Raw genomic sequence first — 11,538 nt, forward strand, 5'->3', positions numbered from 1 at the left:
TCCCCCGGCCGTCACCCCAACGAGACGCGTGCGCACCGCCCCCGGCCCGTTTCGTCCCCGCGTCCTTCCAACCCGTGGACGCGACCCGGGCGCCGCCCACCCGCACGGCACAATGGTTTCCATGACCAGCAGCACCTCCCGGCCCAGCCGCCTCGACCCGGAGATCGCCGCGCGGCTCAAGCGCAGCCCCGACGGCCTCCTGCCCGCCATCGCCCAGCAGTACGACACCCATGAGGTGCTGATGCTGGGCTGGATGGACGACGAGGCGCTGCACCGCACCCTGACCACCGGCCGCTGCACCTACTGGTCGCGCAGCCGCCAGGAGTACTGGGTCAAGGGGGACACCTCCGGCCACGTCCAGCACGTGAAGTCCGTCGCCCTGGACTGCGACGCCGACACCCTCCTCGTCAAGGTCGACCAGACCGGCGCCGCCTGCCACACCGGCGCCCGCACCTGCTTCGACGCCGACGTGCTGCTCACCGACGCCCCCGCGGACCGCGCCGGAAGCGGCGCGCACGCCCCCGGTCAGTAAGGTCTGCCGCCATGGACCTCGAGACGTTCCGCAAGCTCGCCACCGACCGCCGGGTCATCCCGGTCACCCGCAAACTGCTCGCCGACGGCGACACCCCGGTCGCGCTCTACCGCAAGCTCGCCGCGGACCGCCCCGGCACCTTCCTCCTCGAGTCCGCCGAGAACGGACGGTCCTGGTCCCGCTACTCCTTCGTCGGCGTCCGCAGTGCCGCCACCCTCACCGAGCGGGACGGACAGACGCACTGGGAGGGCACCCCGCCCGTCGGCGTACCGGCCGGCGGCGACCCGCTCGCCACGCTGCGCGCCACCCTCGAAGCCCTGCACACCCCGCGCGACCTCGCCCACGACCTCGGCCTGCCGCCCTTCACCGGCGGCATGGTCGGCTACCTCGGCTACGACATCGTGCGCCGGCTCGAGAAGATCGGCCCCGGCGAGCGGGACGACCTGCGCCTGCCCGAGCTGACCATGCTGCTCACCAGCGACCTCGCCGTGATGGACCACTGGGAGGGCTCCGTCTGGCTGATCGCCAACGCGATCAACCACAACGACCTGGAGACCGGCGTCGACGAGGCCCACGCCGACGCCGTGGCCCGCCTGGACGCCATGGAGGCCGACCTCTCCCGCGCGGTGGCCCAGCCCCCGGCCGTCCTCCCGCCCTCCGAACTCCCCGACCACACGGTTCTGTGGGGCGGCCCCGACTTCCGGGCGGCCGTCGAGGACATCAAGGAACGCATCCGCGCGGGAGAGGCCTTCCAGGTCGTCCCCTCCCAGCGGTTCGAGACCCCGGTCACGGCGAGCGCCCTGGACGTCTACCGGGTGCTGCGGGCCACCAACCCGTCGCCCTACATGTACCTGTTCCGCTTCGACGCATTCGACGTCGTCGGATCGTCCCCCGAAGCACTCGTGAAGGTCGACGACGGACAGGCGATGGTCCACCCCATCGCCGGCACCCGGCCGCGCGGCGCCACCCCGCAGCAGGACCAGGCCCTCGCCGAGGAACTGCTCGCCGACCCCAAGGAACGCGCCGAGCACCTCATGCTCGTCGACCTGGGCCGCAACGACCTCGGGCGGGTCTGCGAGCCCGGCTCCGTCGAGGTCGTCGACTTCATGTCCGTCGAGCGGTACTCGCACGTCATGCACATCGTCTCGACGGTCACCGGCCGGGTCTCGCCCGGCCGCTCCGCCTTCGACGTGCTCACCGCCTGCTTCCCGGCGGGCACCCTCTCCGGCGCGCCCAAGCCCCGCGCCATGCAGATCATCGACGAACTCGAGCCGTCCCGGCGCGGACTGTACGGCGGCTGCGTCGGCTACCTGGACTTCGCCGGCGACTCCGACACCGCCATCGCCATCCGCACCGCGCTGCTGCGCGACGGCACCGCGTACGTCCAGGCGGGCGCCGGAATCGTCGCCGACTCCGACCCGGTCGCCGAGGACACCGAGTGCCGCAACAAGGCGGCCGCCGTGCTGCGCGCCGTCCACACGGCGAACCGGCTGGGCACGGGGTGACACGCACGGGGTGACACCCACCCGGGGCCGCGCGGGACGCGTCCGGAGCCGTGTGAGATGCGACCGGGACGAGCCCCCGGGTGACCGTTCGCGCGCGGTTCACGCGATAGTGGAGTACGTGACTGCCGTACCTCACCCCCGTTCCGAGGCCGCCGGCTCCGCCCGGGCCGGCCGCCTCAGCCTCGCCGTCGCCCTGCTGTGCGGTGCCCTGGGCGCGGCCGTGGCCCTGCTCGCCACCCGGCAGCAGTGGTCCCGGGGCACCGCGACCGTGGCCGGCGGCTCCTTCCCCCTGACCGCGAACGGCAGCGACGTCACCGGCGTCCCCGCCGCCCTCGCCGTGGTGGGCCTGGCCGCGCTCGTCGCCGTCTTCGCCGTCCGCCGGGCCGGCCGGTTCGCCGTCGCCGCCCTGCTCGCCCTGGCCGGGGCGGGCACCGTCGCGGCGGCCCTGCTCGGTGCCTCCGACAGTTCCGCGCTCGACGACAAGGCCGCCGAGGTCTCCGGCGACACGTCGGCCGCCGTGGAAGCCCTCAGCCACACGGCCTGGCCCTACGTCGCGGCCGTGGGCGGCCTGCTGCTCCTGCTGGCCGGCGTGCTCGCCCTGCGCTACGGCAGGCTGTGGCCCGCGATGTCCGGCCGTTACGAACGCGCCGGCGCCCCGCGGCCACGCCGCACGGCGGCCGCCGGCGATCCCGACCGGCCGGAGGAACTGTGGAAGGCCCTCGACCGGGGCGAGGACCCGACCGGAGCCTGAACCACCGGGCCGCCACCCTTCGACGAGCGGCCGGCCGCGGGCGTTCGCCGCGCGGAGGAGCACCCCCGATCACGGCGCGCGCGCACGTGCGGGACAATTGATCCGAGCGTCCTGCTCAGACACGTACACAGCACTGAGGAGCAAGCAATGGCGGGCAGCAGCCACGGTCACACCCCGGCCGCCTGGACCGGTGTCATCATCTCGTTCATCGGTTTCTGCGTCGCGAGCATGTTCATGGTGATTGCCTCGCCGGTGGGCTTCTGGGTCGGCATGGGCATCGTGCTGCTCGGCGGTGTCGTCGGCGGGATCATGAGCAAGATGGGCATGGGCCAGAAGCCGCACTTCCACCCGCTCAACCCGCCGGCCGCGGGCCGTGAGCCGGCCCGCGCCGAGAGCTGATCACCGGGAGCGCTCCGGACGGGGGCGGCCGGCACACGGGTGCCGGAACCGCCCCTGACGCGCGGGCGCGGGGCACAATCACCCCGTGAACGCCGTCAGCCGCAGCGTGCCCCGCGGCCTCGCCGCCCGACTCGCCCTGCCCGCCGCAGCGCTCGCCGCCGTCGCCGGAGCCTTCGTCTACGTCGGGGCGGTGGACCCCAACGAGCCCGGCCACTACCCCGCCTGCCCGCTGCTGCGTCTCACCGGCCTGTACTGCCCCGGCTGCGGCGGACTGCGCAGCGCGCACGCCGTCGCCCACGGCGACCTCCTGGCCGCCCTCCAGGCCAACGCGCCCGCCGTCCTCGGTTACGCGGCCTTCGCCGTCCTCTGGACCGTATGGGTGGTCCGCGCGGTGCGCGGGAAACCCCTGCGCATCGACCCCCGACCGGCGCTCCTGTGGTCCCTGGGGGCGTTCGTGCTGGTCTTCACGGTTGTCCGGAACCTGCCGTTCGGTGGCTGGCTGCATCCTTGATCAAAAGGCGAACGTCCAGGTAGTGGGACCGGCGTCAACCGGATGTGAGCCGTACCCCCTGCTGCGGATACCATCGCAGTGACCACCGGTTTCGTCCGGCGACCCGCCCGTGAGGACGGGCAACGCCCCAGGGACGGAAACGAACGCACTGAAGACGGACCGTCTGGAAGGGGGCCCCTCGCGTGAGTGTGCTCGACGAGATCATCGACGGAGTCCGTGCCGACCTCGCGGAGCGCCAGGCACGGGTGAGCCTCGACGAGCTCAAGGAGCGCGCGGCGAAGGCTCCCGCGGCCAAGGACGGCGTGGCCGCCCTGCGCGGCGAAGGCGTCAAGGTGATCTGCGAGGTCAAGCGCTCCAGCCCGTCCAAGGGCGCGCTCGCCGCGATCGCCGACCCGGCCGGACTCGCCGCCGACTACGAGGCGGGCGGCGCGGCCGTCATCTCCGTCCTCACCGAGCAGCGCCGCTTCGGCGGCTCGCTCGCCGACCTGGAGGCGGTCCGCGCGCGGGTGGACATCCCCGTCCTGCGCAAGGACTTCATCGTCACCTCGTACCAGCTGTGGGAGGCGCGGGCGCACGGCGCCGACCTCGCGCTGCTCATCGTCGCCGCCCTCGAACAGTCGGCCCTGGAGTCGCTGATCGAGCGCGCCGTGTCCATCGGGCTCACCCCGCTCGTCGAGGTGCACGACGAGGACGAGGTCGAGCGCGCGGTCGACGCCGGAGCCAAGGTCATCGGCGTCAACGCGCGCAACCTGAAGACCCTCGAGGTCGACCGCGGCACCTTCGAGCGGGTCGCCCCCGAGATCCCGGACCACCTGGTCAAGGTCGCCGAGTCCGGCGTCCGCGGCCCGCACGACCTCATCGCCTACGCCAACGCCGGCGCCGACGCCGTCCTGGTCGGCGAGTCCCTGGTCACCGGCCGCGACCCGAAGACCGCGGTCGCCGACCTGGTGGCGGCCGGCGAGCACCCGGCGCTGCGCCACGGGCGCGGCTGAGCGCCCCGCTAGGCTGACCCCGATGACCCTCCCGATCACCCCGACCAGGGACCCGTACGCGCGCCTCGCTCGCGGCTGCCGCCCGCGAGGCTGCCGGGCCCCCGCTCGCCGTGTGCTCGGCCGCAGGGTGCGCTACCACATCGGTGACGAGCCCGGTCAGGTCAACGGACTGCGATGGCACCGCCCCTGACAAGGGGCGCGGGGCTGCGCCGGCACGCCACTCGGCGGTGTCGGCGCGATCAGCCGCACCCGGCCTGAAGCCGGTCGGCGCACCCTGCCCCCACGGCGCAACGTGTCCGCACACTCATCGTGAGGTTTCCGCATGCCCAGCGAGTTCTTCCTGCCCGACCCCGAGGGCCGGGTCCCCAGCGCCGAGGGCTACTTCGGCGCGTTCGGCGGCAAGTTCATCCCGGAGGCGCTCGTCGCCGCGGTGGACGAGGTCGCCGTCGAGTACGACAAGGCCAAGGCCGACCCCGAGTTCGCCCGCGAACTCGACGACCTGCTGGTCCACTACACCGGCCGCCCGAGTGCCCTCACCGAGGTGCCCCGGTTCGCCGAACACGCCGGCGGTGCCCGGGTCTTCCTCAAGCGCGAGGACCTCAACCACACCGGCTCCCACAAGATCAACAACGTGCTCGGCCAGGCCCTGCTCACCCGGCGCATGGGCAAGACCCGTGTCATCGCCGAGACCGGCGCCGGCCAGCACGGCGTCGCCACCGCCACCGCCTGCGCCCTGTTCGGCCTCGACTGCACCATCTACATGGGCGAGATCGACACCGAGCGCCAGGCCCTCAACGTGGCCCGGATGCGCATGCTCGGCGCCGAGGTCATCGCCGTGAAGTCCGGCAGCCGCACCCTCAAGGACGCCATCAACGAGGCGTTCCGCGACTGGGTCGCCAACGTCGACAGCACGCACTACCTCTTCGGCACCGTCGCCGGACCCCACCCCTTCCCCGGCATGGTGCGCGACTTCCACCGCGTCATCGGCGTCGAGACCCGCCGCCAGCTCCTGGAGCGCGCCGGACGGCTGCCCGACGCCGCCATCGCCTGCGTCGGCGGCGGCTCCAACGCCATCGGCCTCTTCCACGCCTTCATCCCGGACGCCTCGGTACGGCTCATCGGCTGCGAACCCGCGGGCCACGGCATCGAGAGCGGCGAGCACGCGGCCACCCTCACCGCGGGCGAGCCCGGCATCCTGCACGGCTCGCGTTCCTACGTCCTCCAGGACGACGAGGGCCAGATCACCGAGCCGTACTCCATCTCGGCCGGGCTCGACTACCCGGGCATCGGACCCGAGCACGCCTACCTCAAGGACTCCGGCCGCGGCGAGTACCGCGCGGTCACCGACGACGCCGCCATGCAGGCGCTGCGGCTGCTGTCGCGCACCGAGGGCATCATCCCGGCCATCGAGAGCGCCCACGCGCTGGCCGGCGCCCTGGAGGTCGGCAAGGAACTCGGCAAGGACGGGCTGATCGTGATCAACCTGTCCGGCCGGGGCGACAAGGACATGGACACCGCCGCCCGCTACTTCGGGCTGTACGACACCGACGCCGAGGTCGCCGCCGACGCGGACACCGACACCGCCGAGATCGAGGGGGACGCCAAGTGAGCGGGAACGTGCGACTGCTGAGCGACACCCTCGCCGCGGCGAAGGCCGAGGGCCGGGCCGCCCTCATCGCCTACCTCCCGGCCGGGTTCCCGACCGTCGACGGCGGCATCGACGCCGTCAAGGCCGTCATCGACGGCGGTGCCGACGTCGTGGAGGTGGGCCTGCCGCACAGCGACCCCGTCCTCGACGGGCCCGTCATCCAGACCGCCGACGACATCGCCCTGCGCGGCGGCGTACGGATCGCCGACGTGCTGCGCACGGTCCGGGAGGCCCACCGGGCCACCGGGAAGCCGATCCTCGTCATGACGTACTGGAACCCCGTCGACCGCTACGGCGTCGAGCGGTTCGCCGCCGAGCTCGCCGAGGCGGGCGGCGCCGGCTGCATCCTGCCCGACCTGCCCGTCCAGGAGTCGGCGTTGTGGCGGGAGCACGCCGGCAAGCACGGTCTGGCCACCGTCTTCGTCGTCGCGCCCAGCAGCAAGGACGAGCGGCTCGCCGAGATCACCGCGGCGGGCAGCGGCTTCGTCTACGCCGCGTCCCTCATGGGGGTCACCGGCACCCGCGAGTCGGTCGGCACGCAGGCCGAGAACCTCGTGGCACGCGCCCGGGCGAGCCGCGCCGACCTGCCGGTGTGCGTCGGGATCGGCGTCTCCGACGCCGCCCAGGCCGCCGAGGTCGCCCGCTTCGCCGACGGCGTGATCGTCGGATCGGCCTTCGTCAAACGGCTGCTGGACGCCCCGGACCCGGCCGCGGGCCTCCAGGCCGTGCGAGCGCTCGCGGGCGAACTGGCCAAGGGCGTACGCGGCCGGTCCTGACGGCGTGCGGGGGGTCGGCGACGGCGCGTGCGGCCGGGCCCGGACGCACCGATCCGGGAGGGCGGCGCCGGTGTCCCGTTCTCGGCAGACGTTCCGCAGTTAGTCATATGGGTCCCTCGTACGGGTGGATCTGGGGCCGGGGAGGCGCGTTGCGCCTCCCCGGTTCGTTCTGCGGGGTGTGAGCGAGAAGAACCGTGAGGGAAAGCGCACCGCCCGTGAGCGGCTGGCGGTCGAGCGTGAGAAGCAGAAGACGGCGGACAGGCGGCGCCGCACCCTGATCGTGGGTGCGAGCGTGGTCTGTGTCCTGGCGCTCGCGGCGGTGATCGGCGTCGTCGCCGCCAACGCGGGCAAGGACGAGGGCGGCGAGGAGGCGGGCCCGGTGGTGGCGCCCTCGGGGGCGCTCGGCAAGGACGGCCTGGCCATCCCGGTCGGCAAGGAGAGTGCCAAGTCCACCCTCACCGTGTGGGAGGACTTCCGCTGCCCCGCCTGCAAGTCCTTCGAGCTGGCGTACCGGCCGACCCTCCATGAGCTGACCGAGTCCGGCCAGTTGAAGATCGAGTACCACCTCGTCACGCTGATCGACGGGAACATGGGCGGCACCGGCTCCCGCAACTCCGCCAACGCGGCGGCCTGTGCCCAGGACGCCGGCAAGTTCACCGAGTACCACGACGTGCTGTTCGACAACCAGCCCCCGGAGACGGACGACGCCTTCGCCGACAACGCCAAGCTCATCGAGCTGGCCGGCAAGGTCAAGGGCCTCGACACCCCCGCCTTCCGCGGCTGCGTGGAGGACGGCACGCACAACAGCTGGGTCGCGAAGTCCAACGAGGCCTTCCAGAAGGGGCGTTTCCCCGGCACCCCGACCGTCCTGCTCGGCGACAAGAACATCTACCAGGACCGGACGATGACCCCGGCGAAGCTCAAGAAGATGGTGGAGGAGGCCAATCAGCAGTAGGGCCGCGAGCCTTCCCGTTATGGACCCGTAGCCGGACCGCCCGCCGTAGGAGCGGTCCGGCGCGGTAGCGTCGACCCTGCCATGGAACTTGCCTACATTCCCAGCCCGTCGAGCGGGGTGCTGTACCTCGGCCCCGTTCCGCTCCGCGGCTATGCCTTCAGCATCCTCGCCGGCCTCTTCCTCGCCCTCTGGATCGTCGACCGCCGGTGGGTGGCGCGCGGCGGCCAGAAGGGAACCGCCTGGGACATCGCGTTCTGGGCCGTCCCGTTCGGCCTGGTCGGTGGCCGCCTCTACCACGTGATCACCGATTACCAGCTCTACTTCGGTGAGGGCCGGAACTGGGTCGACGCCTTCAAGATCTGGGAGGGCGGCCTCGGTATCTGGGGCGCCGTCGCGCTGGGCGCGGTGGGCGCCTGGATCGGCTGTCGGCGCCGGGGCATCGCCCTGCCGCCGTACGCCGACGCCCTGGCCCCCGGTCTGGCGCTGGCGCAGGCGATCGGACGCTGGGGCAACTGGTTCAACCAGGAACTGTACGGCCGGGAGACGGACCTCCCCTGGGCCCTGCACATCACGTCCACGGAGGGCGGCCGGGTACCGGGGTACTACCACCCGACGTTCCTGTACGAGTTCCTGTGGTGCGTGGGCGTCGCCCTGCTGGTCATCTGGGCGGACCGCCGCTTCAAGCTCGGGCACGGGCGGGCGTTCGCACTGTACGTCGCCGCGTACTGCGCGGGCCGGTTCTGGATCGAGTACATGCGCGTCGACGAGGCCCGCGAGATCCTGGGCCTGCGGCTGAACAACTGGACCGCGATGATCATGTTCGTGCTCGCGGTCGTGTACTTCGCGATGTCCGCGAAGCTGCGTCCGGGACGCGAGACCGTGGTGGAACCGGGCGCTGCTGCCACCGGTGGTGCGACCGGTGGCGCGACGGACGGTTCCGCCGGGGGCGACGACGCCCCGGACGCGGCCGGGAGCGGTTCCGGATCCGGGGCGACCGAGCCGGAGGCCGCTGGCAAGGACGGCAAGGACGGCAAGGACGGCAAGGACGGCAAGGCGGATTCCCCGGGGACGAAGGAAGAAGCCGGGCCGAAGAAGCCGGACGCCGGGTCGAAGAAGCCGGACGCCGGGCCGAAGGCCGACGCGAGCCCGAAGGAGAAGGACGGCGCAGCGGACAAGGACGCCGCCGGGCCGGGTGACGCGAAGGCCGAGGACGCCGAGGCGGAGACGGCCCGAGCGGACTCCGAGGACACGGGTCCCGGGACCGCGGACTCCGCGGACGCGCGGTCCAAGGACGAGGCCGGGTCGGCGAAGAAGAGCTGACGGTCTGCCGGGCCGCCGCCGACCGGCGGCCCGTGGTACGTGGTACGTGAACGACGCCGTGGGGCGCCCGGGAACCCCGGGCGCCCCACGGGCGTGTGTGCGGCGCCTCAGGCGCGGTGGGCCAGGGACAGGACCCGCCGGGCGGCCGTCACCACCGCCGCGTCGACGAAGCGGCCGTCGGGAAGCGCCTGGGCGCCCTGCTCGCCGGCCGCCGCCTTGACGACCGTCTCCGCCCGCTCGATCTCCTCCTCCGTGGGCAGGTAGGCACGCTCGATGACCGGCAGCTGACGCGGATGGATGGCGGCGCGGCCCAGGAAACCCAGGGCACGACCACGGGCGCAGGAGGCGCGGAGACCGTCCAGGTCGCGGATGTCCGGGTGGACGGACTGGGTGGGCGGGGCCAGACCCGCAGCCCGCGCGGCGACGACCACGCGGGAGCGGGACCAGTCCAGGCCCGCGTCGTCGCCTACGCCCAGGTCGGTCCGCAGGTCCTCCTCGCCGATCGAGATACCGCGCAGGGACGGGTGTGCGGTGGCCACGTCGTGCGCCCGCTCGATGCCGAGGGCCGTCTCCAGCAGCGCGTACAGACCGAGCGCGCCGCCCCGGGCGGACACGGCCCGCCGCGCGACCCGGACGACGTCGGCGGGCGAGGACACCTTGGGCAGCCGCAGGCCCGCCAGCCCCGCCAGGCCCCCGGCCGGGGCCACGGCGGCGAGGTCGGCCTCGCCCCAGGGGCCGGTCAGGGCATTGACGCGGACGTGGACCGGGACCGGCTGCGGGTCGCACAGCAGCTCGGCGGAGGCGGCACGGGCGTACGCCTTGCGGTCGGGGGCGACGGCGTCCTCCAGGTCGATCACCACCACGTCGGCCCCGGAGACGAGCGCCTTCGCCACCACACGCGGCCGGTCGCCCGGCGCGTACAGCCAGGTCAGCGGGGATGCCGCCGTCACAGCGCGCCTTCCGCGCGCAGGGCCGTCAGTTCGGCCGGAGTGAGGCCCAGTTCGGTCAGGACCTCGTCGGTGTCGGCGCCGTGCGGCCGGCCCGCCCAGCGGATCGCGCCGGGGGTGTGCGAGAGCCGGAAGAGAACGTTCTGCATGCGCAGCGGGCCCAGCTCGGGGTCGTCCACCGTGGTGATCGTGTTCAGGGCCTGGTACTGCGGGTCGGCCATCACGTCCCGTACGTCCTGGACGGGCGCCACCGCGGCCTCGGCCTTCTCGAAGGCGGCGAGCACGTCGGTACGGGTGCGGCAGGCGATCCAGCCGCCCACCGCCTCGTCGAGGACGTCCGCGTGCCGGGCGCGGCCGGCGCCGGTGGCGAACCACGGTTCGTCGATCAGCTCGGGCCGTCCCACCAGCCGCATCACCCGTTCGGCGACCGACTGGGCCGAGGTGGAGACGGCGACCCAGGTGCCGTCGGCGGTGAGGTAGGTGCCGCGCGGGGCGTTGTTCTGGGAGCGGTTGCCGGTGCGCGGTTGGACGTGACCGAGCTGGTCGTACCAGGTCGGCTGGGGTCCGAGCGCGGTGAGGATCGGTTCGATGAGGGCCATGTCGACGACCTGGCCCTGGCCGGTGCTCTCCCGCCCGGCGAGGGCGGTCATCACCGCGTACGCCGTGGTCAGGCCCGCGATGGAGTCGGCCAGGCCGAACGGCGGCAGCGTCGGGGGCGCGTCCGGCTCCCCGGTGATGGCGGCGAAACCGCTCATCGCCTCGGCGAGCGTGCCGAAGCCGGGCCGGTGCGCGTACGGGCCGAACTGGCCGAAGCCGGTGACCCGGACCAGGACGAGACGGGGGTTGACGGCGGACAGTTCGGACCAGCCCAGGTCCCACTTCTCCAGGGTGCCGGGCCGGAAGTTCTCGATGATCACGTCGGTGGTCCCGGCGAGGCGCAGCAGGGTCGCCCGGCCGCCGCGGGTGGACAGGTCGAGGGTGATGGTCCGCTTGTTGCGGCCGAGCATCTTCCACCACAGCCCCACGCCGTTCTTCGACGGGCCGTGGCCCCGGGAGGGGTCGGGTCTCCTCGGGTGCTCGACCTTGACGACCTCCGCGCCGAAGTCGCCGAGCAGGGTCGCGGCGAGGGGCCCGGCGAAGAGGGTCGCGAGGTCCAGGACCCGCAGACCGGTCAGCGGTGGCGCGGGAGCGGAGGGAACGGG

Annotated in this window: 13 protein-coding genes; 11 read left to right on the plus strand and 2 right to left on the minus strand. The window is 73.3% G+C overall.

Annotated features, from left to right (window positions below; genetic code table 11):
• The first annotated feature begins 121 nt into the window (after positions 1 to 121).
• From hisI to lgt, 11 genes are all read left to right on the plus strand, one after another.
• Entirely contained in the window at positions 122 to 532 is a 411-nt protein-coding gene (gene hisI / locus AOK11_RS22180) for a phosphoribosyl-AMP cyclohydrolase (RefSeq protein WP_055595494.1), read from the plus strand.
• 11 nt (positions 533 to 543) lie between these two features.
• Positions 544 to 2,037, plus strand: a complete 1,494-nt coding sequence (locus AOK11_RS22185) for an anthranilate synthase component I (RefSeq protein ID WP_055595483.1) — start codon at positions 544 to 546, stop codon at positions 2,035 to 2,037.
• A gap of 109 nt (positions 2,038 to 2,146) precedes the next feature.
• The gene (locus AOK11_RS22190; RefSeq protein WP_055595484.1) at positions 2,147 to 2,788 is read left to right on the plus strand and encodes a TIGR02234 family membrane protein; all 642 of its coding nucleotides are present in this window, start codon (positions 2,147 to 2,149) and stop codon (positions 2,786 to 2,788) included.
• Between the two features lie 147 nt (positions 2,789 to 2,935).
• Positions 2,936 to 3,187, plus strand: coding sequence for an HGxxPAAW family protein (locus tag AOK11_RS22195; protein ID WP_055595485.1), 252 nt, complete (start codon positions 2,936 to 2,938; stop codon positions 3,185 to 3,187).
• Between the two features lie 85 nt (positions 3,188 to 3,272).
• Positions 3,273 to 3,698 carry a DUF2752 domain-containing protein gene (locus AOK11_RS22200; protein WP_055595486.1) on the plus strand — a complete coding sequence of 142 codons (426 nt, stop codon included), beginning with the start codon at positions 3,273 to 3,275 and terminating at the stop codon, positions 3,696 to 3,698.
• A gap of 182 nt (positions 3,699 to 3,880) precedes the next feature.
• A complete protein-coding gene (trpC, locus tag AOK11_RS22205; RefSeq protein ID WP_055595487.1) occupies positions 3,881 to 4,690 on the plus strand; it encodes an indole-3-glycerol phosphate synthase TrpC in 810 nt (269 codons plus the stop codon).
• A 22-nt stretch (positions 4,691 to 4,712) separates the two neighbouring features.
• Positions 4,713 to 4,880, plus strand: coding sequence for a tryptophan biosynthesis modulator TrpM (trpM, locus tag AOK11_RS42050; RefSeq protein ID WP_107098646.1), 168 nt, complete (start codon positions 4,713 to 4,715; stop codon positions 4,878 to 4,880).
• A 132-nt stretch (positions 4,881 to 5,012) separates the two neighbouring features.
• Complete coding sequence (gene trpB, locus AOK11_RS22210) at positions 5,013 to 6,299, plus strand: tryptophan synthase subunit beta (protein WP_055595488.1); 1,287 nt, start codon at positions 5,013 to 5,015, stop codon at positions 6,297 to 6,299.
• The gene (gene trpA / locus AOK11_RS22215; protein WP_055595489.1) at positions 6,296 to 7,114 is read left to right on the plus strand and encodes a tryptophan synthase subunit alpha; all 819 of its coding nucleotides are present in this window, start codon (positions 6,296 to 6,298) and stop codon (positions 7,112 to 7,114) included. The genes trpB and trpA overlap by 4 nt, the downstream gene beginning before the upstream one ends.
• 178 nt (positions 7,115 to 7,292) lie before the next feature.
• Positions 7,293 to 8,069: a DsbA family protein gene (locus AOK11_RS22220; RefSeq protein WP_055595490.1), complete on the plus strand. Its 777-nt coding sequence runs from the start codon at positions 7,293 to 7,295 to the stop codon at positions 8,067 to 8,069.
• Between the two features lie 81 nt (positions 8,070 to 8,150).
• A complete protein-coding gene (gene lgt, locus AOK11_RS22225; protein WP_079035010.1) occupies positions 8,151 to 9,389 on the plus strand; it encodes a prolipoprotein diacylglyceryl transferase in 1,239 nt (412 codons plus the stop codon).
• 107 nt (positions 9,390 to 9,496) lie between these two features.
• Here lgt and AOK11_RS22230 read toward each other — a convergent pair whose 3' ends face one another.
• Together AOK11_RS22230 and AOK11_RS22235 are read right to left on the minus strand one after the other, a co-directional pair.
• A complete protein-coding gene (locus AOK11_RS22230) occupies positions 9,497 to 10,339 on the minus strand; it encodes an HpcH/HpaI aldolase/citrate lyase family protein (RefSeq protein WP_055595492.1) in 843 nt (280 codons plus the stop codon).
• The coding region (locus tag AOK11_RS22235) for a CaiB/BaiF CoA transferase family protein (protein WP_055595493.1) at positions 10,336 to 11,538 on the minus strand (1,203 nt) is incomplete at its 5' end. The genes AOK11_RS22230 and AOK11_RS22235, both read right to left, overlap by 4 nt.

Origin of the sequence: Streptomyces hirsutus (genome assembly GCF_001418415.1) — a bacterium.
In the GTDB taxonomy this organism is placed as follows: domain Bacteria; phylum Actinomycetota; class Actinomycetes; order Streptomycetales; family Streptomycetaceae; genus Streptomyces; species Streptomyces hirsutus.